Annotated in this window: 19 protein-coding genes; 7 read left to right on the top strand and 12 right to left on the bottom strand. The window is 69.7% G+C overall.

Going from position 1 to position 20284, the window contains the following annotated elements:
* Nucleotides 1–9: 9 nt before the first annotated feature.
* Entirely contained in the window at nucleotides 10–750 is a 741-nt protein-coding gene (locus EV685_RS11285; RefSeq protein WP_130482108.1) for a glutathione S-transferase family protein, read from the bottom strand.
* A 97-nt stretch (nucleotides 751–847) separates the two neighbouring features.
* On the opposite strand from EV685_RS11285, the gene EV685_RS11280 reads away from it, so the two are divergent.
* Complete coding sequence (locus EV685_RS11280) at nucleotides 848–2134, top strand: polyhydroxyalkanoate depolymerase (protein ID WP_130482107.1); 1287 nt, start codon at nucleotides 848–850, stop codon at nucleotides 2132–2134.
* Nucleotides 2135–2312: 178 nt separating this feature from the next.
* Here EV685_RS11280 and EV685_RS11275 read toward each other — a convergent pair whose 3' ends face one another.
* From EV685_RS11275 to glpD, 7 genes are all read right to left on the bottom strand, one after another.
* Nucleotides 2313–4046: an ABC transporter substrate-binding protein gene (locus tag EV685_RS11275; RefSeq protein ID WP_130482364.1), complete on the bottom strand. Its 1734-nt coding sequence runs from the start codon at nucleotides 4044–4046 to the stop codon at nucleotides 2313–2315.
* Nucleotides 4047–4174: 128 nt separating this feature from the next.
* Nucleotides 4175–4483, bottom strand: a complete 309-nt coding sequence (locus EV685_RS11270) for a DUF2160 domain-containing protein (RefSeq protein WP_130482106.1) — start codon at nucleotides 4481–4483, stop codon at nucleotides 4175–4177.
* A gap of 13 nt (nucleotides 4484–4496) precedes the next feature.
* The gene (locus EV685_RS11265; protein ID WP_130482105.1) at nucleotides 4497–5309 is read right to left on the bottom strand and encodes a carbohydrate ABC transporter permease; all 813 of its coding nucleotides are present in this window, start codon (nucleotides 5307–5309) and stop codon (nucleotides 4497–4499) included.
* Nucleotides 5302–6186: a carbohydrate ABC transporter permease gene (locus EV685_RS11260; RefSeq protein WP_130482104.1), complete on the bottom strand. Its 885-nt coding sequence runs from the start codon at nucleotides 6184–6186 to the stop codon at nucleotides 5302–5304. Before EV685_RS11260 ends, EV685_RS11265 begins: the two co-directional genes overlap by 8 nt.
* Nucleotides 6183–7265 carry an ABC transporter ATP-binding protein gene (locus EV685_RS11255; RefSeq protein WP_130482103.1) on the bottom strand — a complete coding sequence of 361 codons (1083 nt, stop codon included), beginning with the start codon at nucleotides 7263–7265 and terminating at the stop codon, nucleotides 6183–6185. Before EV685_RS11255 ends, EV685_RS11260 begins: the two co-directional genes overlap by 4 nt.
* A 1-nt stretch (nucleotide 7266) precedes the next feature.
* Nucleotides 7267–8385: an ABC transporter ATP-binding protein gene (locus EV685_RS11250; protein WP_130482102.1), complete on the bottom strand. Its 1119-nt coding sequence runs from the start codon at nucleotides 8383–8385 to the stop codon at nucleotides 7267–7269.
* Complete coding sequence (glpD, locus tag EV685_RS11245; RefSeq protein WP_130482101.1) at nucleotides 8385–10037, bottom strand: glycerol-3-phosphate dehydrogenase; 1653 nt, start codon at nucleotides 10035–10037, stop codon at nucleotides 8385–8387. The genes EV685_RS11250 and glpD overlap by 1 nt, the downstream gene beginning before the upstream one ends.
* Nucleotides 10038–10227: 190 nt before the next feature.
* Here glpD and EV685_RS11240 point away from each other — a divergent pair, with 190 nt between their 5' ends.
* The 6 genes from EV685_RS11240 (at nucleotide 10228) to EV685_RS11215 (ending at nucleotide 16417) form a co-directional block, all read left to right on the top strand.
* Nucleotides 10228–10995, top strand: a complete 768-nt coding sequence (locus tag EV685_RS11240; protein ID WP_130482100.1) for a DeoR/GlpR family DNA-binding transcription regulator — start codon at nucleotides 10228–10230, stop codon at nucleotides 10993–10995.
* A gap of 69 nt (nucleotides 10996–11064) precedes the next feature.
* Nucleotides 11065–12588 carry a glycerol kinase GlpK gene (glpK, locus tag EV685_RS11235; RefSeq protein WP_130482099.1) on the top strand — a complete coding sequence of 508 codons (1524 nt, stop codon included), beginning with the start codon at nucleotides 11065–11067 and terminating at the stop codon, nucleotides 12586–12588.
* A gap of 153 nt (nucleotides 12589–12741) precedes the next feature.
* Complete coding sequence (locus tag EV685_RS11230; protein ID WP_130482098.1) at nucleotides 12742–13125, top strand: response regulator transcription factor; 384 nt, start codon at nucleotides 12742–12744, stop codon at nucleotides 13123–13125.
* Between the two features lie 46 nt (nucleotides 13126–13171).
* Complete coding sequence (locus tag EV685_RS11225; protein ID WP_130482097.1) at nucleotides 13172–14041, top strand: phosphate/phosphite/phosphonate ABC transporter substrate-binding protein; 870 nt, start codon at nucleotides 13172–13174, stop codon at nucleotides 14039–14041.
* Nucleotides 14042–14061: 20 nt separating this feature from the next.
* A complete protein-coding gene (locus EV685_RS11220) occupies nucleotides 14062–16041 on the top strand; it encodes a sensor histidine kinase (RefSeq protein ID WP_242615538.1) in 1980 nt (659 codons plus the stop codon).
* Nucleotides 16042–16045: 4 nt separating this feature from the next.
* Nucleotides 16046–16417, top strand: a complete 372-nt coding sequence (locus EV685_RS11215) for a response regulator transcription factor (RefSeq protein ID WP_130482096.1) — start codon at nucleotides 16046–16048, stop codon at nucleotides 16415–16417.
* Nucleotides 16418–16552: 135 nt separating this feature from the next.
* On the opposite strand, the gene EV685_RS11210 is transcribed toward EV685_RS11215, so the two are convergent.
* Genes EV685_RS11210 through EV685_RS11195 form a run of 4 tightly spaced genes read right to left on the bottom strand, consistent with a single transcriptional unit; the run spans nucleotide 16553 to nucleotide 20273 of the window.
* Nucleotides 16553–17683 (bottom strand): acyl-CoA dehydrogenase family protein, encoded by a 1131-nt coding sequence (locus tag EV685_RS11210; RefSeq protein WP_130482095.1) that lies wholly within the window; start codon nucleotides 17681–17683, stop codon nucleotides 16553–16555.
* A 52-nt stretch (nucleotides 17684–17735) separates the two neighbouring features.
* Nucleotides 17736–18431 (bottom strand): SDR family NAD(P)-dependent oxidoreductase, encoded by a 696-nt coding sequence (locus tag EV685_RS11205; RefSeq protein ID WP_130482094.1) that lies wholly within the window; start codon nucleotides 18429–18431, stop codon nucleotides 17736–17738.
* Between the two features lie 4 nt (nucleotides 18432–18435).
* Nucleotides 18436–19563: a histidinol-phosphate transaminase gene (gene hisC, locus EV685_RS11200; RefSeq protein WP_130482093.1), complete on the bottom strand. Its 1128-nt coding sequence runs from the start codon at nucleotides 19561–19563 to the stop codon at nucleotides 18436–18438.
* 41 nt (nucleotides 19564–19604) lie between these two features.
* On the bottom strand, nucleotides 19605–20273 hold the full coding sequence (locus tag EV685_RS11195; protein WP_130482092.1) for a LysE family translocator: 669 nt from the start codon (nucleotides 20271–20273) through the stop codon (nucleotides 19605–19607).
* Between the last annotated feature and the right edge of the window lie 11 nt (nucleotides 20274–20284).

Below are 20284 nucleotides of genomic sequence, written 5' to 3'. Positions count from 1 at the left end.
GTGGCGGGGCTAGAACTCCACCTCCAGCTCATCGATCGCCTCCGGCTCCGCTAGCGCCGCCGCGATCCATTCCTGCATCGCGGGCAGCGCCAGGATGGTCCGGCAGTAGGCCGCGCAGACCGGGTCGGCGACCTTCACGTCATAGGTCTGCAGGCGCGTCACCACCGGCGCGTACATCGCATCGGCGACGGTTGGCGTGGCGCCGAAGAGGTAGGGGCCGCCATGCTGGTCCAGGCACTCGCGCCAGATCTGCAGCACCCGCGCGATGTCGGTGGCCGCGCGGCTCCAGACCTTGTAGGCCGGGAAGCGGCCCTTGAGGTTCATCGGCAGGGCCGACCGCAGCGAGGTGAAGCCCGAGTGCATCTCGCCGCTGATGGCGCGGCAGTGGGCCCGCGCGGCGCGGTCGGCCGGCAGCAGGCCGGCGTCGGGGCAGACCTCGTTCAGGTATTCGGCGATCGCCAGCGTGTCCCACACCGTCGCGCCCTCGTGGCGCAGGCAAGGCACCAGCATGGACGGCGCCAGCAGCAGCATCTCGGCCTTGGCGTCGGGGTCGTCCGGCGACAGCATGACTTCGTCGACGCTCAGGCCGGCAAACCGGCACATCAGCCAGCCGCGCAGCGACCAGGACGAGTAGTTCCGGCTGCTGAGCGTCAAGGTGGTGCGGGGGGTGGTGCCGGGTGCACCGGCGATGGCCGGGGCGGCCGCAGCTGCGGTGGCGGCGGCGCGGCTGCGTGGGGTCTTCGAGGGCATGGGGCGGTCTCCTGCGTTCAGGGGACCGACGCAATCGATGTGCCATGTCGGGCCAGCCCCACGCTGAAACTGGCCTGCAACTTGCCTGTTCCGGTCCATGAACCAGCTCTATGCCGCCTATCAGGCGCTCACCGATGCCATCGGTCCCTGGCAACAGGCCGCTGCGTGGACGTCGCAGGCGCTGGCCCGGAGCGCCCAGCATCTGCAACCCTGGCCGGCACCGCCCGGCCTGTACGCGGCCGCCGCTGCGCACGAGGTCTTCTCGCGGCTGCGCCTGACCCATCGCAGGCCCGACTACGGCATCCACGCCGTGCTGCCCGCCGAGCCCGGCGTGATCCCCAACTCGGTGGACGCGCCCGGCGCGGTGGCCGTCACCGAACACGTGATTCGGCGCAGCGCCTTCGGCAGCCTGCTGCACTTTCGCCGTGCCGACCTCGCGCAGGCCGGCGATGGCGGCAAGCCCCTGCCGCGCGTGCTGGTCGTCGCGCCGCTGTCGGGCCATTTCGCGACCCTGCTGACCGACACCGCGCGCACGCTGCTGGCCGATCACGACGTCTGCATCACCGACTGGCACAACGCCCGCGACGTGCCGCTGGCCGAAGGGCCGTTCGGGCTGGCCGAGTACATCGAGACCGTCATCGACTTCATCGCGGCGATGGGCGAGGGCGTGCATGTGCTGGCGGTCTGCCAGCCTTGCGTGCCGGTGCTGGCCGCCGCCGCGCTGATGGCCCAGCGTGAACACCCGGCCCAGCCGCACAGCCTGACGCTGATGGCCGGCCCGATCGACACGCGCATCAACCCGACCCAGGTCAATGTGCTGGCCACCGGCAAGCCGATCGAGTGGTTCGCCAAGAACCTGGTCCACCCGGTGCCGTGGCGACATGCCGGCGCGGGCCGCGAGGTCTACCCGGGCTTCCTGCAGCTGACCGCCTTCATGAGCATGAACCCGCAGCGCCATGCCGACGCCTTCCGCAAGCTCTACGACAACCGGCGCGACGGCGACCACGCGGCAGCGGACGCGACCGCGGCCTTCTACGACGAGTACTTCGCGGTCAACGACCTGCCGGCCGAGTTTTACCTGGAGACCGTCGAGCAGGTCTTCCAGACCCACCGGCTGGCGCGCGGCGAGCTGGTCGTGAACGGCCAGAAGGTCGACTGCGGCGCGATCCGGCGCAGCGCGCTGTTCACCGTCGAGGGCGAGCGCGACGACATCTGCGCCATCGGCCAGACCGTTGCCGCGCACGACCTGTGCACCGGCATCAAGCCCTGGCTCAAGAGCCACCACGTGCAACTCGGCGTCGGCCACTACGGCGTCTTCAGCGGCCGGCGCTGGCGCCAGCAGATCTACCCGCGGGTGCGGGAGATGATCCATTCGGTGAACTGAGCGGAGGGCCGCCGGGGGACGTGTGCGGCGCGGCCGAGACGCAGCTCAGGGGCGGCCATGAAGCGGCCATGAAAAAGGCGGTCGGGGAGACATCCGACCGCCTGAAGGACCCCGCACGCGGCGGGGCCCACCCTTCCCGGAGAGGTGGCCGGCGCCTCGCAGCGCCGGCGGGGCACGATCAGCGCGCCTTGCCGGCCTTCCACGCGCTCAGCAGCGAGTCATAGGCGATGGTCTCGCCCTTGGGCTTCTCGTTGGCCAGCTTCTTCCACGGCGCGGCCTTGTCGCTCAGCCACTTGTCGGGGCTGCCCTTGGCGTTCATCTTGGGCGGGCACTTGGCCATGCCGGCGCGCTCCAGACGGGTCAGGACCTGATCCATCTCGTCGGCCAGCGTGTCCATCGCACCCTGCGGGGTCTTCTCGCCGGTGACCGCCTGCGCCACGTTCTTCCACCACAGCTGCGCCAGCTTCGGGTAGTCGGGCACGTTGGTGCCGGTGGGCGACCAGGCCACGCGGGCCGGGCTGCGGTAGAACTCGACCAGGCCACCGAGCTTGGGCGCGAGGTCGGTCATGGCCTTGCTCTGGATGTCGGACTCGCGGATCGGCGTCAGGCCGACCACGGTCTTCTTCAGGCTGGTGGTCTTGGCGGTGACGAACTGGGCGTAGAGCCAGGCGGCGGCGGTCTTGTTGGCATCGTGGTCCTTGAAGAAGGTCCAGCTGCCGACGTCCTGATAGCCGTTTTGCATGCCCTGCTTCCAGTACGGACCGTTGGGGCCGGGGGCCATGCGCCACTTCGGCGTGCCGTCGGCATTGACCACCGGCAGGCCCGGCTTGGTCATGTCGGCGGTGAAGGCCGTGTACCAGAAGATCTGCTGCGCGATCTGGCCTTGTGCCGGGACCGGGCCGGCCTCGCCGAAGGTCATGCCGGTGGCTTCCTTGGGCGCGTACTTCTTCATCCAGTCGACGTACTTGGTCAGCGCGTAGACGGCGGCCGGCGAGTTGGTGGCGCCGCCGCGAGCGACCGAGGCACCCACGGGGGTGCACTTGTCGTCGGCCACGCGGATGCCCCACTCGTCGATCGGCAGGCCGTTGGGCGCGCCGATGTCGGCGGTGCCGGCCATCGACAGCCAGGCGTCGGTGAAGCGCCAGCCCAGCGACGGGTCCTTCTTGCCGTAGTCCATGTGGCCATAGATGGCCTTGCCGTCGATGGTCTTCACGTCGTTGGTGAAGAACTCGGCGATGTCCTCGTAGGCGCTCCAGTTCAGCGGCACACCGAGGTCATAGCCGTACTTGGCCTTGAACTTGTCCTTCAGGTCCTTGCGCTCGAACAGGTCGGCGCGGAACCAGTAGAGGTTGGCGAACTGCTGGTCGGGCAGCTGGTAGAGCTTGCCGTCCGGCGCGGTCGTGAACTTGGTACCGATGAAGTCCTTGACGTCGATGCCGGGGTTGGTGAACTCCTTGCCCGCGCCGCTCATGTAGTCGGTCAGGTTGAGGATCTTGCCGTAGCGGTAGTGGGTGCCGATCAGGTCGGAGTCGCTGATCCAGCCGTCGTAGATCGACTTGCCCGACTGCATCGAGGTCTGCAGCTTCTCGACCACGTCGCCTTCCTGGATCAGGTCGTGCTTGACGGTGATGCCGGTGATCTCGGCGAAGGCCTTGGCCAGCGTCTTGGCCTCGTACTCGTGCGTGGTGATGGTCTCGGAGACGACCGAGATCTCCTTGACGCCCTTGGCCTGCAGCTTCTTGGCGGCGTCGATGAACCACTTCATCTCGGCCATCTGCTGGTCTTTGTTCAGGGTCGACGGCTGGAACTCGCTGTCGACCCACTTCTTGGCTTCGGCCTCGCCGGCCTGTGCGGCCTGGCTGGCGAGCGCGGCCACGGCGGCCAGCGCGAGTGCGGTGTGTCGCATCTTCATGGTTCTGGACATGGACTTGTCTCCTCGGAGCGCTTCCCCTTGCATTGATCAGGAACGGCCCCGGGGAAGCGTCGGGCCGGATCCGTGGAAATCGTGGCCACGCCGGGTGGCGCAGCGCTTGCGCCGCGTCAGCCGCGCCGCATGATCAGCGCGAGGGCCGCCATCGAGGCGACGAAGCTGACCCAGATGCTGGGCTCCTGGTCCAGGGCCAGCCAGCCGGCGATGCGCCCGGCCAGGCCGATGAACACGAGGTTGATGTAGGCCGCGCAGAGCAGCCCGATGAACAGCCGGTCGCCGCGGGTCGTGGCGATCGGCAGGAAGCCCTTGCGCAGGGTCGTGGGCGAGCGGATCTCCCAGACCGTCATGCCCACCAGCATCAGGGCGATGCAGATGAAGAAGACGGCCACCGGGAGCGTCCATGCCATCCAGTCGAACATGGCGTGTTTCCTTTCAGACGCGACCCATCGCAAAGCCTTTTGCGATGTAGTGGCGGACGAACCAGATGACGATCGCGCCGGGCACGATCGTGAGGACACCGGCGGCGGCCAGCGTGGCCCAGTCCATGCCCGAGGCGCTGACCGTGCGTGTCATCGTCGCGACGATGGGCTTGGCGTTGACGCTGGTCAGCGTGCGCGCCAGCAGCAGCTCGACCCAGCTGAACATGAAGCAGAAGAAGGCTGCGACGCCGACCCCGGCCTTGATCAGTGGCAGAAAGATGGTGACGAAGAAGCGCGGGAAGGAATAGCCGTCGATGTAGGCGGTCTCGTCGATCTCGCGCGGGATGCCGCTCATGAAGCCTTCCAGGATCCACACCGCCAGCGGCACGTTGAAGACCAGGTGCGCGAGCGCCACCGCCAGGTGCGTGTCCATCAGCCCGACGGTCGTGTAGAGCTGGAAGAAGGGCAGCAGGAAGACCGCCGGCGGCGTCATGCGGTTGGTCAGCAGCCAGAAGAAGACGTGCTTGTCGCCCAGGAAACTGTAGCGGCTGAAGGCATAGGCGGCCGGCAGCGCCACGCCCACCGAGATCACCGTGTTGATCGCGACATAGATCAGGCTGTTGATGTAGCCCGAGTACCAGGACACGTCGGTGAAGATCGTCTTGTAGTTGGCCCAGGTGAAGTGCTGCGGCCAGAGCGAGAAGCTCGAGACGATCTCCTCGTTGGTCTTGAAGGACATCATCGTCATCCAGTAGATCGGCAGGATGGCGAAGACGATGTAGGCGATCAGGAAGATCGTCCGCTTCTGGAAGCGTGGCTCAGTCATGGCTGCCTTCCTTCTCGGCCTGGCCGACCCGCTGCATCCAGTTGTAGAGGATGAAGCACAGCAGCAAGATGATGAGGAAATAGATCAGCGAGAAGGCTGCGGCCGGGCCGAGGTCGAACTGGCCGACCGCCTTCTGCGTCAGGTACTGGCTCAGGAAGGTGGTGGCATTGCCCGGCCCGCCGCCGGTCAGCACGAAGGGCTCGGTGTAGATCATGAAGCTGTCCATGAAGCGCAGCAGCACCGCGATCATCAGCACGCCACGCATCTTGGGCAGCTGGATGTAGCGGAACACCGCGAGCTTGCTGGCGCCGTCGATGCGGGCAGCCTGGTAGTAGGCGTCGGGGATGGAGCGCAGGCCGGCGTAGCACAGCAGCGCGACCAGCGGCGTCCAGTGCCAGACGTCCATCACCAGCACTGTGACCCAGGCGTGCGTGGCGTTGCCGGTGTAGCTGTAGTCGAAGCCCAGCCCCTGCAGCGTCGCGCCGAGCAGGCCGATGTCGGCGCGGCCGTAGATCTGCCAGATGGTGCCGACCACGTTCCACGGGATCAGCAGCGACAGGGCCACCACCACCAGCGTGGCCGAGGCCTTCCAGCCCTGTGCTGGCATCGACAGCGCCAGCGCGATGCCCAGCGGGATCTCGACGGCCAGCACCGACAGCGAGTAGGTCATCTGGCACCACAGCGCGGCATGCAGGTCCTCGTCACGCATCACGGCGGCAAACCATTCGGTGCCGACGAAGACGCGCCGCTCGGGCGAGATGATGTCCTGCACCGAGTAGTTCACCACCGTCATCAACGGCAGCACCGCCGAGAAGGCGACGCACAGGAACACCGGCAGGATCAGGAACCAGGCTTTCTGGTTGACGGGCTTGTTCATGCGATGAGCGCCTCGTTCTGGTTGTAGAAGCAGGTGTGCGGGCCCAGCACCTGCAGCCACAGCGGTCGGCCGGGTGCGGGCACCTCGGCATCGGCGCCGAGGCGGACCTTGACCTCATGGGCGCCGATGCGCGCGCTGACCAGCCACCAGGTGCCGACGTCCTGCACCTGCACCACCTCGGCCGGCACCGCGCCGGGCGTGCTGGCGGCGCAGGGCACCAGGTATTCGGGCCGCACGCCCAGCAGCAGCTCGCCCTCGGGCAGCGTGGCGATGTCCTCGGGCAGGCTCATCGCGTGAGCCTCCAGCCGAAGGCTGCGGCCCAGGCTGTGCACCGGCAGGAAGTTCATGCCCGGCGAGCCGATGAAGTGACCGACGAAGCGGTGCGCCGGTCGTTCGAACAGCGCATCCGGCGAGCCCAGCTGCACGACCCGGCCGCGTGTCATGACGACGACCTGCTCGGCAAAGGTCAGCGCCTCGACCTGGTCGTGCGTGACGTAGATCAGCGTGAGCTTGAGCTCGCGGTGGATCTGCTTGAGCTTGCGCCGCAGCTGCCACTTCAGGTGCGGGTCGATGACGGTCAGCGGCTCGTCGAACAGCACCGCGCTGACGTCCGAGCGGACCAGGCCGCGGCCCAGCGAGATCTTCTGCTTCTGGTCGGCCGAGAGGCCGGCCGCGCGCTGGTCCAGCTGGTGGCTCATCTCCAGCATCTCGGCGATCTGGCCGACGCGCTGGCGGATGCGGTCTTCCGGAACGCGCCGGTTGCGCAGCGGGAAGGCGAGGTTCTCGGCCACGGTCATCGTGTCGTAGATGACCGGGAACTGGAACACCTGGGCGATGTTGCGCTGCTGCGGCGTGGCGCGGGTCATGTCGACGCCGTCGAAGGTGACGCGGCCCTGCGAGGGCACCAGCAGGCCCGACATGATGTTGAGCATGGTCGTCTTGCCGCAGCCCGAAGGACCGAGCAGCGCGTAGGCGCCGCCGTCCTCGAAGCGCATCGTCAGCGGCAGCAGGGCGTAGTCGCTGTCCTGCGAGGGATTGGGGCGGTAGCTGTGCGCCAGGTCGAGGTCGATGCGGGCCATCTCAATGTCCTTGCACGGTGCGACGCGGCGGTGCGAGCAGCAGCTCGCCACGGCCGTCGAAGACGTGGATCTGGCGCGGGTCCAGGTGCAGCGTGATCGCGCTGCCCAGTTCGAAGTCATGCACGCCGGTCAGCTGCGCGACCAGCTCGCCGGCCAGCGTGGCCACGTGTACGAAGGTGTCGGAGCCCGACAGCTCGGCCAGCTCGACCTGGCCGGGAATGGCGATGTCGCCGGGCCGGGCCTGCATGCGCAGCGCGCTGGCGCGCACGCCGACGGTCAGCGCATGGCCGGAGGCGGCATGGCCGTGGCCGTTCACGACACCGGCCGGCAGGCTGCGCGGCAGCGTCAGGGCCAGCACCGCGCCGCCGGCCAGTCGCACGCCGCCGTCCTGTGCCTCGGCGGCGATCAGGTTCATCGGCGGGTCGCTGAAGGCACGCGCCACGCGGATCGAGGCCGGGGCGTGGAAGACGTCGGCGGTGGGGCCGTACTGCAGCAGCTCGCCAGCGTCCATCACGGCGGTCCAGCCGCCCAGCAGCAGCGCTTCGCCGGGTTCGGTGGTGGCGTAGACGACGGTGGAATCGCCGGCCGCGAACAGCGCGCCGAGTTCCTCGCGCAGCTCCTCGCGCAGCTTGTAGTCGAGGTTGACCAGCGGCTCGTCGAGCAGCATCAGCGGCGCATTCTTGGCCAGCGCACGGGCCAGCGCGACACGCTGCTGCTGGCCGCCCGACAGCTCGGCGGGCAGGCGCGGCAGGAAGGTCTCGATGTGCAGCCGCGCGGCGATCTCGCGCACCCGGGCGTCGATGCCCTGTTCGCCGCGCAGCTTCAGCGGCGAGGCGATGTTGTCGTAGACCGTGAACGACGGGTAGTTGATGAACTGCTGGTAGACCATCGCGACATTGCGCTCGCGCACCGGCACGCCGGTCACGTCCAGGCCGTCGACGGTGACGCGTCCGGTGGTGGGCACGTCCAGGCCGGCCATGATGCGCATCAGGCTGGTCTTGCCGGCCTGGGTGGCGCCCAGCAGCACGGTGACCGCGCCGGGCTGCGGCTGCAGGTCCATCGCGTAGAGGTGTTCGGATGGGCCAACCTTGCGGGTGATGCCCTCCAGCGCCAGTTTCATCAGGCAGCCTTTCTGGATGCGGGGGAGTTCGGGGACCGGGCTTGCGTGGGCCGGTGAGGATGCGCCGCCAGCCAGTCCGCCACCGCCGCGCGCTGGTCGGCGCTCAGGTGCAGGCCGAGCTTGGAGCGGCGCCACAGGACGTCGTCCGCGCTGACGGCCCATTCGGTGCGCTGCAGGAAACGCAGTTCGGCCTCGTGCAGCCCAGGCGCGATCTCGTTGCCCAGGTCGGCCAGCGTGGCGGCGTCGCCGATCAGGTCGTCGATCCGGCTGCCGTAGGCACGCGCCAGGCGGTGTGCCAGGGTCGGCGCCAGCCAGGGATGGCGCTGCGTCACGGCTTGGACGAAGCGGGTGAAGTCGGTGTCGGGGCGCTGCGCCGGGCCGATCCAGCCGGACAGGTCGCCGCCGGGCAGGGCGGCCTCGCGGGTCCAGGCCGGGCGGCGTTCGCCGAGCATGCGGCCGATGTCCTCGGCGGCGTCCTCGGCCAGCTTGCGGAAGGTGGTGATCTTGCCGCCCCAGACGCTCAGCAGCGGCGCGGCGTCCTGGTTGGACTCCAGCAGGTAGTCGCGCGTGACGGCCGATGCGTCGCCCGACTCGTCGTCCAGCAGCGGGCGCACGCCGCTGTACTGCCAGACCACGTCGGCCGGCGTGAGCGGCTCGCGGAAGTAGTGGCTGGCCTGGGCGCAGAGGTAGGCGATCTCGTCGGCATCGATGCGCGCGCCGGCCGGGTCGGTGCCGGGCAGTTCGACGTCGGTGGTGCCGATCAGCGTGTAGTCGCGCTCGTAGGGGATGGCGAAGATGATGCGCTTGTCGGGGTTCTGGAAGATGTAGGCGTGCGGGTTGGCCGGGTCGTGCTCGAAGCGGCTGCGCACCACGATGTGGCTGCCCTTGACCAGGCGCAGGTGGCGCGTGGCCAGGGTCTCGCCACCGGCCGGGCGGGCGACGCCGCGCAGGAAGGCTTCGGCCCACGGCCCGGCCGCGTTGACCAGGGCGCGGGCGCGCAGCGTGCGGCGCGTGCCGTCAGGGCCTTGCAGGCTGACGTTCCAGCCGCTGGCATCGCGTTCGGCGCCGATGCAGCGGGTGCGGGTGTAGATCTGCGCGCCCCGCGCCTGGGCGTCCAGCGCGTTGAGCACCACCAGCCGGGCGTCGTCGACCCAGCCGTCGGCGTAGATGAAGCCGCGCCGGTACTGCGGCTGCAGCGGCTGGCCGACCAGGTGCTGGCGCAGGTCGACGCCGGTCGAGCCGGGCAGGACCTCGCGGCGCGCCAGGTGGTCGTAGAGGAACAAGCCCAGCCGGATCAGCCAGGCCGGCCGCAGCAGGTTGCCATCGGGCTGCAGCGGCATCACGAAGCGCAGCGGCCACATGATGTGCGGGGCGCTGCGCAGCAGCACCTCGCGTTCTTGCAGCGCCTTGCGGACCAGATTGAACTCGTAGTACTCGAGGTAGCGCAGCCCGCCGTGGATCAGCTTGGTCGACGAGGACGAGGTGTGCGCGGCCAGGTCGTCGGCCTCGACCAGCGTGACGCGCCAGCCGCGCCCGGCCAGGTCACGGGCGATGCCGCAGCCGTTGATGCCGCCGCCGACCACGAGCACGTCGCAGCCGGCGCTGTCGTCGGGGCTGTGGGGAAGGGCGGTCGGGGAGGCGGTGGCGGGCATGCGGCGAGGCGGGTCGGTGGATGGGGGGCGGCGAATGGGTGGGCGATGGGGACTGATCGCTGAGGCTCGAATGTTCGATTGATGTTCGTTTGTTTTCGCTTTTTTTCTTTGTAGCGGCGAAAGCCGGGCATGTCATCACCGGAATTACCCGCAACTGGCTTCGTTTCAGCTTGGGCTAGGCTCGCGACCCATGAATCCGAACCCCCGTCAGGCCGAGCTGCTGGCCGAGGTGCGTGCGCGTGGCTCGGCCACCGTCGAGGCGCTGGCCGAGCGTTTCGGGGTGACGCTGCAGACCGTCCGGCGCGACGTGAAGCTGCTGGCCGAGGCCGGCCTGCTGTCGCGCTTCCACGGCGGGGTGCGCCTGCCGGGCTCGACCACCGAGAACATCGCCTACCGCCAGCGCCAGGCCCTGCATGCCGACGGCAAGCAGCGCATCGCCCGGGCGATCGCGCAGGCGGTGCCGGCGGGCAGCTCGCTGTTCATGAACATCGGCACGACCGTCGAGGCGGTCGCCCATGAGCTGCTGCAGCACCGCGGGCTGCGCGTCATCACCAACAACCTGAACGTCGCCGGCATCCTGGCCGACAACCCGGACTGCGAGGTCATCGTCACCGGCGGCCTGCTGCGCGCCCGCGACCGCGGCCTGATCGGCGAGGCGACGGTGGACTTCATCCGCCAGTTCAAGGTCGACATCGCGGTGATCGGCATCTCCGGCATCGAGGCCGACGGCACGCTGCGTGATTTCGACTTCCGCGAGGTCAAGGTCTCGCAGGCCATCGTGGCGCAGTCGCGCGAGGTCTGGCTGGCGGTTGACGCGAGCAAGTTCAACCGGCCGGCGATGGTCGAGCTGGGGCGGCTGTCCGACCTGGACCGGGTCTACACCGACGCCGCGCCGCCCGAGCCCTACGCCCAGCTGCTGGCCGAGGTGGACGTGCCGCTGGTCGTCGCCGCCGGCTGAGCGCCTGCACACGAACGCCGAACCCAGAACCTCGAACCCAGAACCCGAACGAACCTCCCGGAGCCCGCCATGGCCTACCTGCTCGCCCTCGACCAGGGCACCTCCAGCTCGCGCAGCATCGTCTTCGACGAGCACGGCCACATCGTGGCGATGGCGCAGCGCGAGTTCCGCCAGATCTACCCGCAGCCCGGCTGGGTCGAGCACGACCCGTTCGAGATCTGGCAGAGCCAGCTCGAGACCGCCCGCGAGGCTTTGGCCAAGGCCGGTCTGGCGGCGCGCGACATCCGTGCCATCGGCATCACCAACCAGCGCGAGACCACGCTGGTGTGGAACCGCCGCACCGGTCAGCCCATCCACCACGCCATCGTCTGGCAGGACCGGCGCGGCGAGCCGACCTGTGCCCGGCTGCGCCAACAGGGGCTGGGCGAGGTCTTCCAGCGCAGCACCGGGCTGAAGGTCGACGCCTATTTCTCGGCCACCAAGATCGCCTGGATCCTGGACCACGTGGCGGGCGCGCGCGAGGCCGCCGGCCGGGGCGAGCTGGCCTTCGGCACGGTCGACAGCTGGCTGCTGTGGCAGCTGACCGGCGGGCGGGTCCACGCCACCGACGTCACCAACGCCTCGCGCACGATGCTGTTCGACATCCGCCAGCAGCGCTGGGACCCGGAGCTGCTGGGTCATCTGGATGTGCCCGAGAGCCTGCTGCCGCAGGTCTTGCCGTCCAGCCACGTCTACGGCGAGACCGAGCCGGCGCTGTTCGGCGCCGCCCTGCCGATCGCGGGCATCGCTGGCGACCAGCAGAGCGCCCTGTTTGGCCAGGCCTGCTTCAAGGCCGGGCTGGCCAAGAACACCTACGGCACCGGCTGCTTCATGCTGATGCACACGGGCGGGCAGTTCCAGCCCTCGCACAACGGGCTGCTGACGACCTCGGCGGCGCAGGTCGCGTCGCCGCCGGCGCCGCAGGGCGGCGGCCTTGGGGGCCCACAGTACGCGCTGGAAGGCAGCGTGTTCATCGGTGGTGCCGTCGTGCAATGGTTGCGCGACGGCCTGCGCGCCATCCAGGGCAGCGGCGAGGTCCAGTCGCTGGCCGAGAGCGTGCCCGATGCCGGCGGTGTGATGTTCGTGCCGGCCTTCACCGGCCTGGGCGCGCCCTACTGGGACGCGCAGGCACGCGGCGCCATCGTCGGTCTGACACGCGGCAGCACGGTCGCCCACATCGCCCGCGCGGCGCTGGAGTCGATCGCCTTCCAGAGCGCCGCCCTGCTGCAGGCCATGGCGCGCGACGCCCAGGCCAGCGGTGGCGCGGCGGTGACCGAGCTGCGGGTCGACGGTGGCGCCTGCGTCAACAACCTGCTGATGCAGTTCCAGGCCGACCTGCTCGGCATCCCGGTGGTGCGGCCCCAGGTCATCGAGACCACGGCGCTGGGCGCGGCCTATCTTGCCGGCCTGGCCACCGGGGTCTGGCGTGACACCGACGAGCTGGCCGGCCACTGGCGCGCCGAGCGCACCTTCGTGCCGACGCTGCCGCGCGAGCAGGCCGAGGAGCGCCTGGCGCTGTGGGACCGCGCCGTGCGCCAGGCCACCACGACCTGATGCCGCCCCAGGCGCCCCGGCGGGCGCCAACGCCGTGACTGAGGGGTGAGTACCTGCGTTTTCTCAACTTCAGCGCCGGCCGTTTGGCATCCAATGGATGGTCTCCCGTCGTTGCGCGCCGTGTCGGCGCGCGGGCGGGTCGGGTGATGTCCGATGAAGATCCTGATCGTTGAAGATCAAGCCGACCTCCGCAAGCTCATGCAGATGACGCTGGGGCTGGATGACCACGAACTGCACGAAGCGCCCGACGCCCAGGCGGGCTGGGATGCGGCGCTGGTGCACCAGCCCGACCTGGTGCTGCTCGACATCATGATGCCCGGCACCATGGACGGCCTCGACCTGTGCCGGCGCCTGAAGGCCGACCCGCGCACCGCGCGCGCCAAGGTGGTGCTGGTCAGCGCCCGCGGCCACCGCAACGACATGCAGATCGGCATGGACGCTGGCGCCGACGACTACCTGCTCAAGCCCTACAGCCCGATGCGCCTGCTGGATGTGGTGTCGGCCATGGCGGCGATTGCACAATCCAAGCAGGGTTGAACCGGGGCCTGCACCCGCTGCGCCCACGGCACCCACCGGAGCCCCCATGAGCAACCTTCTGTCTGCCTGGCGCCGCTGCGCCGGCCTCTTACTGGCTGCGGCGCTGCTGGGCGGTGCACCGGCCCGGACGCTGGCGCAAGAGGGCGATGTCTACCGCTTCTCGCCGGTCAACCAGTACGGCATCGCGGTCACCGCCGCCTACTGGAATCCGATCATGACCTACGTGTCGCAGAAGAGTGGCGTGAAGCTGCAGCTCAAGATCGGGCGCACCTCGGCGGACACGACCGCCTATGTGCTGGCGCAGGAGGTCGAGTTCATCTTCAGCAACCACCTGTTCAGCCCCGAGCGTGAAGGCCTGGGCTGGAAGGTCTTCGGCCGCCGCCTGACGCCGCCTGTGCACAGCCAGATCCTCGTGCCGGCCGACTCGCCGATCACCGACCTGAGCCAGCTCGCCGGCAAGGAGGTGGTCTTCCCCGGCCCCGAGGCGCTGGTGGCCTACAAGTTCGCGGCCGCCCAGCTCATGTCGCGCAAGGTCGAGTTCAAGACCGTCTTCGGCGGCAACATGGACGGCGCCTTTGGCCAGCTTTTCAGCGGCAAGGCCGCCGCCGTCGGCGCCAACTCGCAGCTGGCCGAGGGCTACACCCGGCGCGAGGGCCGCAAGTTCCGCGTCCTGTGGCAGTCGCAGCCGCTGCACGATCTGGCGCTGATGCACTCGTCCAAGGTGCCCGACAAGGTCCTGAAGGCGGTGGCTGCCGCCTTCATCGGCATGCATGCCGACCCCAAAGGCCGGGCCGTGCTGACCCAGGCCTCGGCTGAGGTCGGTCTGGGCGAGGAGGCCTACTTCATCGCTTCGGACGGCAGCGAATACGCCGGCTACCGCGACTTCTACCGCAACGCACCGCCCAGCCTGCGCTGACCTTCGCGCCTCGCACCGTCGTGACGCGCCCGCCGATCCACCTGCTGCCCCGTTCCCTGGTCGGGCGCGTCTTCGCGCTCTATTCGGTCACCTTGCTGGGCTTCGTCGCCATCGGGCTGCTGCTGTTCTACCGCTACCAGCTCAGCGTCGAGCTGGAAGAGGCCCAGCTGCGCGCGGACGCGCTCAGCGCGGTCATCCAGCCGGCCGTCACCGACAGCGCCGTGATCGGCGACTACGACACCATCCACCGGACGCTCGAAAGCGCGGTGCACCACCCGTCGTTCGCCCAGGCCATCTTCATCGACCTGGTCGGTGGCGTCGTCAAGGCAACCCGCACGGACGCGCCGGCGGTGCCGCCACCGGCCTGGCTGCTGGCGACCGTTCAGGCCCGTCTCTACGACACCAACATGCCGATCCGGGTCGGCGGGCGCGACTACGGCGTGCTGCGCCTGGGCTTTGCCGCCGAGCGCATCGCCGGGGGCCTGTGGCAGCAGACCCGCATCGCGCTGGCGCTGGGCCTGCTGGGTGTCGTCGGCGGCATGTTGCTGATCCGCTGGCCGCTGGTGCGCTGGTTGGGCAAGCTCAGCCGGGTGCATGACTTCGACGAGGCCATGCGCCATGACGGCGCGCCACTGCCGATCCCGAGTGCCGAAGACGCACCGCTGGAATTCCGCGAGACCTTCGAGGTGCTCGGCCGCGCCGCCGCCAGCGTGCGTGGTCAGCGTGAGCAAGCCGCCGTTTCGCTGGAGGCTCTGCGCCGCGTGCTGGAGGACCTGACGCCGGGCATGCCCGCGGCAGCGGCGTCCGCAACCGACGATCTGGCCGCCATCTCGCTGATGATTTCCGAGCTGGTGCGCCGGCTGCGCGAGCGCGGCGAGCAACTCGACGCCATCTTCGCGCTCAGTGCCGACGGCTTCGTCTCCTTCAATGCGCAAGGCCAGGTCAACTACGTCAGCCCGGCCTTCACGCTGCTGACGGGCCAGCCCGAGACCGACCTGCTCGGCGCCGACGAGCGTGCGGTCGAACGGCTGCTCAACAGCCTGGTCGACGCACCGATGCGCTGGCGCGGCTTTTCGGCGATGCGCCTGAGCGGCCAGACCGAGGCCGCTGCCGACGGCGTCGCCTTGCCGACCCGGGATCGCATCGAGACCCGTCGCCCGGCCCGCCGCACGCTGGAGGTCGCCCTGCGCATGGGCGACGGCCAGGTGATCTCGCAGGTGCTGTCGCTGCGCGATGTCACGCACGAGAGCCTGGTCGACCAGATGAAGAGCGAGTTCCTGTCGACCGCCGCGCACGAGCTGCGCACGCCAATGGCCAGCATCTTCGGCTTCGTCGAGCTGCTGTTGCGCCGCAAGATGACACCCGAGAAGCAGGCCGACGTGCTGGAGACCATCCACCGCCAGAGCGCCCGGATGATCGCCATCATCAACGAGCTGCTCGACCTCGCCCGCATCGAGGCCCGGCGCGGCCAGGACTTCGTGCTCGAGACCCTGGACCTCAACCTGCTGCTGCCCGAGGTGCTGCACGACTTCAAGCCGCCGCAGGAACGCGACACGCCGGGCGTGGACCTGCTGCCGCTGCCGGTCTGGGTCCGGGTCGATCGCAACAAGCTCACCCAGGCGCTCGTCAACGTGCTGTCCAACGCCTACAAGTACTCGCCCGAGGGCGGTGCCGTGCGGGTCCGGCTGCTGCGCGAGGCCGGGCTCGACGGCCAGGCCGGGCGCATCGGCATCGAGGTGCGCGACGCGGGCATCGGCATGACCGCCGACCAGCTCGCGCGCGTCAGTGAACGCTTCTACCGCGCCGATGCCTCCGGCAGCATCGCCGGCACCGGACTGGGCATGAGCATCGTCAAGGAGATCATCGAGCTGCTCGGCGGCACGCTGGCGCTGTCGAGCCATCAAGGCGCCGGCACGTCGGTGACGCTGTGGTTGCCGCGTGCCTCGGCCCCGCGCCCACCCGGTCAGCCAACCAGCGATTTCCTGAGCCTGGGCGCGTGATCCGATGGCCCGCATCCTCGTCATCGAAGACGTCGCGGCGATCCGCCGCCTGATTCGCTGGAGCCTCGAACCCGAAGGCCACGTGATCACCGAGGCCCCGGACGCCCGCCGTGGCCTGCTGACCCTGCGCGAAGGCCTGCCCGAGCTGATCGTGCTCGACGTCATGCTGCCCGGCGACATCGACGGCTACGCGCTGTGCCGCACCCTGAAGTCGCAACCCCGCTGGGCCCACATCCCCGTGCTGCTGCTGACCTCGCTGTCCAGCGCCCGCGAACGTGCCACCGGCGAACAAGCCGGCGCCACCGCCTACCTCACCAAGCCCTTCGTGCCGATGGAATTGGTGGAGGTGGTGGAGGCGTTGTTGTTGCCGACGTGAGCCGGGCGGTCGGATACGCCGTGTCCGACCGCCCGGGTGGCATGCAGGATGTCGCGGGCGGGCGTTGCGGGCGGGTGAGATGAACCGGTGCGAGGAGCGGTGGTTCTGAATGGGCGGCCCGTGTCGGCTGCGCCGTCAGGCCAGCGCTCGACCGATCAGGATGCGCTGCACGTCGCTGGTGCCTTCGTAGATCTGGCAGACCCGCACGTCGCGGTAGATGCGCTCGACCGGGAAGTCGCTGACGTAGCCGTAGCCGCCGAAGGTCTGTATCGCGGCCGAGCAGACCCGTTCAGCCATTTCGCTGGCGAACAGCTTGGCCATGGCCGCTTCCTTGAGGCAGGGCAGGCCGGCGTCCTTCAGGCTGGCGGCGTGCCAGATCAGCTGGCGTGCGGCCTCGATCTGCGTGGCCATGTCGGCCAGGCGGAACTGCACGGCCTGGTGGTTGAAGATCGCTGTGCCGAAGGCGACGCGGTCCTTGCTGTAGGCCAGCGCGGCCTCGAAGGCGGCGCGGGCCATGCCCACGCTCTGGCTGGCGATGCCGATGCGGCCGCCTTCCAGGCCCGACAGCGCGATCTTCAGGCCCATGCCCTCGTCGCCGATGCGATAGGCGGCCGGCACGTGGCAGTTCTCGAACAGGATCTGGGCGGTGTCGCTGCTGTGCTGGCCCATCTTGTCTTCGAGCCGCGCCACCGTGTAGCCGGGCGTGGTCGTGGGCACGAGGAAGGCGCTGATGCCCTTCTTGCCGGCGGCCTTGTCGGTCACGGCCATGACGATCGCGACGTCGCCGTGTTTCCCGCTGGTGATGAACTGCTTGACGCCGTTGAGCACATAGCCGTCGCCCTCGCGCGTGGCGGTGGTCTTCAGGCCACCGGCCTCGGAGCCGACGTGCGGCTCGGTCAGGCAGAAGGCGCCGAGCATCTCGCCGCGCGCCAGCGGCTTGAGGAACTGCGTCTTCTGGGCCTCATTGCCGAAGGCCATCAGGATCGAGCAGACCGGGCAGTTGTTGACGCTGATGACGGTGGAGGTGCCGCCATCGCCGGCCGCAATCTCTTCGAGGATCACCGCCAGCGCGAGGTAGTCCAGCCCGGCGCCGTCCCAGTCGGTGGGCACCGCGACGCCGTAGCAGCCCAGCGCTGCCAGGCCTGCCAAGGCCTCGGCGGGGAAGGTGTGGTCGCGGTCCCATTGCGCGGCATGTGGCGCGATCTGGTCCTGCACGTAGGCGCGCACGGCGTCCTGCACGGCGCGGTGGTCTTCGCTCAGCAGCATCGGGGTCTCCGGTCTGGTCGTTGTTCTGGCTGGGGATCGATGGGGCGGTCGATCACCACGGCATCGGCGTGCCGTCGTGGTTGAACAGCCCGCCGTTGTCGGCCGGCTTCAGGCCGTCGAGCAGGCGACGCAGATCGGCCGCGCTCTCGGCCGGATCGAGCGTGCCGCCGGCGCCACCCATCGCGGTGCGGACCCAGCCGGGGTGTGCGGCGATGCAGATGGCGCGGTCGGCCAGGGCCAGCGCGACGTCCTTGAGCACCGAGTTCAGCGCCGCTTTGGAGGCGCTGTAGAGCCAGCTGCTGGCACCTTGCCGGCTGCCGATCGAACCCAGCACCGAGCTCATCACCAACAGCCGCGCACCCGGCGCGAGCGCGTCGACCAGCTGCGGCAGGACCTGCATCGGACCCAGCACGTTGACGTGCATGACGGCGTCGAAGTCGGCCACCGACGGGCTGTCGAGCGTGCGCAGGCGCGGGCCGAACACGCCGGCATTGACGAAGACGCGGTCGAAGCCGGCCCCGTCGAGCTGCCAGGCCAGCGTCGCGACGCTGGCGGGCTGGGTGACGTCGAGCTTGATGGCGCGTGCGCCGAGCTGGCCCAGCGTCATCAGGCTGTCGTCGTCGCGGGCGGTGGCCACGACCTGATCGCCGTCGCCGACCGCCTGTTGGGCCAAGGCCAGGCCGATGCCGCGCGAGGCGCCGATGACGAGGGTGCGCAAGGCGCGCGCCGAGGAAAGGGAACTGCTCATGGTGTCACCCCTGTGGGCCGAGGATGTCGCGCAGCGCCGCGACCAGCGCGTCGCACTGCGCGGGCGTGCCGATGGTGATGCGCAGCCGGTCGGCGATGCGTTCGGGCCGGCTGAAATGGCGCACCAGGATGGCCCGCTCGCGCAAGGCGCGTGCGAGCGTGGCGGCGTCGTGGCGCGGGTGGGCCGCGAAGACGAAGTTGGCCTGCGAGGGCAGCACGTCAAAACCCAGCGCGGCGAGTTCGGCGCTCAGCTTGGCGCGGCTGTCGCTGACCGCGCGGCAGGCCCGCGTGAACCAGTCGGAGTCGGCCAGCGCGGCCTGTGCGCCGACCAGTGCGAGGCGGTCCAGCGGGTAGGAGTTGAAGCTGTCCTTGACCCGCACCAGGGCGTCGATCAGCTCGGCGTGGCCCAGCGCGTAACCCACCCGCAGGCCGGCCAGCGCGCGCGACTTCGACAGCGTGTGCACCACCAGCAGGTTCGGGTGCGCGGCGATCAGCGGCACGGCCGACTCGGCGCCGAAGTCGACATAGGCCTCGTCGACCACGACGACCGTGTCGGGCAGGGCGACCAACAGGCGCTCGATCTCGGCACGCGCCACGCCGCAGCCGGTCGGCGCGTTGGGGTTGGGGAAGACCACGCCGCCCGCGTCATGTGTCCGGGCGGCGTCGATCAGGTCGTCGACCCGCAGCTGCAGGTGCGCGTCCAGGGCGACGGTCTGCGGCGTGATGCCGTAGAGCCGGCAGTAGGTCGGGTAGAAGCTGTAGGTGATGTCGGGGTAGAGGAGCGGTCGCGCCGAACCGTCCGCACGGCGGTGGTTCAGCAGCGCCTGGAAGGCATGGGCCAGCACCTCGTCCGAGCCGTTGCCGACGAAGACCTGGGCGGCGTCCAGCCCATGCACGTCGGCCAGCGTGGCGCGCAGCGCGGCGGCGCTCGGGTCAGGGTACAGACGCAGGCGCTCGCCGGCCTCATCCACCGTGCTGCCCGCCAGCTCGGCGGCGATCGCTTCGGCGACCTTCGGGCTCGGCGGCCACGGGTGCTCGTTGGTGTTGAGCTTGATGAGCTGCGCGATCTTCGGCTGCTCGCCCGGCACATAGGGGCTCAGCGTGTGAACCAGCGGACTCCAGTAACGGCTCATCGGGAAAGGTCTCGGGGAAGGGCGATGTCCGGTCGGACGGATCAGGGCCGGGTCGTCAGCGCCAGCCGCGCGGCCAGGCCCAGGAACAGCAGGCCAGTCAGGCCATCGAGCGCGCGCCGCAGCAGCGCACCCGGCCGCCAGCGCCGCAGCGGCGCGACGGCCAGCACCAGCGCGATCAGGAACACAGCGCTCTGCAGGACAAACCAGGCACCCAGGGCCAGGAAGGCCCAGGTCTTGTGCGGCGCCTCGGCGGCGATGAACTGCGGCAGCAGGGCAAGAAAGAAGATCGCGACCTTGGGGTTCAGCACATTGGTCAGCAAGCCCTGCCGGAAGATCGCGGCAGGCGACTCGGCCGCGACCGAGGTCGACGCCCCCGCAGAAGCCGCATCGACGGGCGCCGGGTCCACTGCTTGCCGGCAGGCCGCCCGCCAGGCCGAGAACCCCAGCCACAGCAGGTAGGCCGCACCGGCCCACTTGAGCACCGCAAACGCCGCCGCCGACGTCGCCAGCAGCGCCGCCAGCCCGAAGGCCGCGCCGACCGCATGCACCACGCACCCGGCCGAAATCCCCGCCGCCCCCGCCAGCCCACCCCGCACGCCGTGCTTGAGCGTGCGCGTGATCGTGAACAGCAGGTCCACGCCAGGCGTGGCGTTGAGCACCAGCACGGTCAGGCTGAAGAGGGCGAGGTCCTGGAGGCCGAGGGGGGTCACGTTCGCGCCAG

Origin of the sequence: Sphaerotilus mobilis, from assembly GCF_004216565.1 — a bacterium.
GTDB lineage: Bacteria > Pseudomonadota > Gammaproteobacteria > Burkholderiales > Burkholderiaceae_C > Sphaerotilus > Sphaerotilus mobilis.
This window is presented reverse-complemented; position numbering and strand designations above follow the sequence as displayed.

Excerpts from the sequence above, each read along its gene's own strand:
- EV685_RS11285 (WP_130482108.1), bottom strand. The coding sequence starts at position 750 with ATGCCCTCGAAGACCCCACGCAGCCGCGCCGCCGCCACCGCAGCTGCG.
- EV685_RS11280 (WP_130482107.1), top strand. The coding sequence starts at position 848 with ATGAACCAGCTCTATGCCGCCTATCAGGCGCTCACCGATGCCATCGGT.
- EV685_RS11275 (WP_130482364.1), bottom strand. The coding sequence starts at position 4,046 with ATGAAGATGCGACACACCGCACTCGCGCTGGCCGCCGTGGCCGCGCTC.
- EV685_RS11270 (WP_130482106.1), bottom strand. The coding sequence starts at position 4,483 with ATGTTCGACTGGATGGCATGGACGCTCCCGGTGGCCGTCTTCTTCATC.
- EV685_RS11265 (WP_130482105.1), bottom strand. The coding sequence starts at position 5,309 with ATGACTGAGCCACGCTTCCAGAAGCGGACGATCTTCCTGATCGCCTAC.
- EV685_RS11260 (WP_130482104.1), bottom strand. The coding sequence starts at position 6,186 with ATGAACAAGCCCGTCAACCAGAAAGCCTGGTTCCTGATCCTGCCGGTG.
- EV685_RS11255 (WP_130482103.1), bottom strand. The coding sequence starts at position 7,265 with ATGGCCCGCATCGACCTCGACCTGGCGCACAGCTACCGCCCCAATCCC.
- EV685_RS11250 (WP_130482102.1), bottom strand. The coding sequence starts at position 8,385 with ATGAAACTGGCGCTGGAGGGCATCACCCGCAAGGTTGGCCCATCCGAA.
- glpD (WP_130482101.1), bottom strand. The coding sequence starts at position 10,037 with ATGCCCGCCACCGCCTCCCCGACCGCCCTTCCCCACAGCCCCGACGAC.
- EV685_RS11240 (WP_130482100.1), top strand. The coding sequence starts at position 10,228 with ATGAATCCGAACCCCCGTCAGGCCGAGCTGCTGGCCGAGGTGCGTGCG.
- glpK (WP_130482099.1), top strand. The coding sequence starts at position 11,065 with ATGGCCTACCTGCTCGCCCTCGACCAGGGCACCTCCAGCTCGCGCAGC.
- EV685_RS11230 (WP_130482098.1), top strand. The coding sequence starts at position 12,742 with ATGAAGATCCTGATCGTTGAAGATCAAGCCGACCTCCGCAAGCTCATG.
- EV685_RS11225 (WP_130482097.1), top strand. The coding sequence starts at position 13,172 with ATGAGCAACCTTCTGTCTGCCTGGCGCCGCTGCGCCGGCCTCTTACTG.
- EV685_RS11215 (WP_130482096.1), top strand. The coding sequence starts at position 16,046 with ATGGCCCGCATCCTCGTCATCGAAGACGTCGCGGCGATCCGCCGCCTG.
- EV685_RS11210 (WP_130482095.1), bottom strand. The coding sequence starts at position 17,683 with ATGCTGCTGAGCGAAGACCACCGCGCCGTGCAGGACGCCGTGCGCGCC.
- EV685_RS11205 (WP_130482094.1), bottom strand. The coding sequence starts at position 18,431 with ATGAGCAGTTCCCTTTCCTCGGCGCGCGCCTTGCGCACCCTCGTCATC.
- hisC (WP_130482093.1), bottom strand. The coding sequence starts at position 19,563 with ATGAGCCGTTACTGGAGTCCGCTGGTTCACACGCTGAGCCCCTATGTG.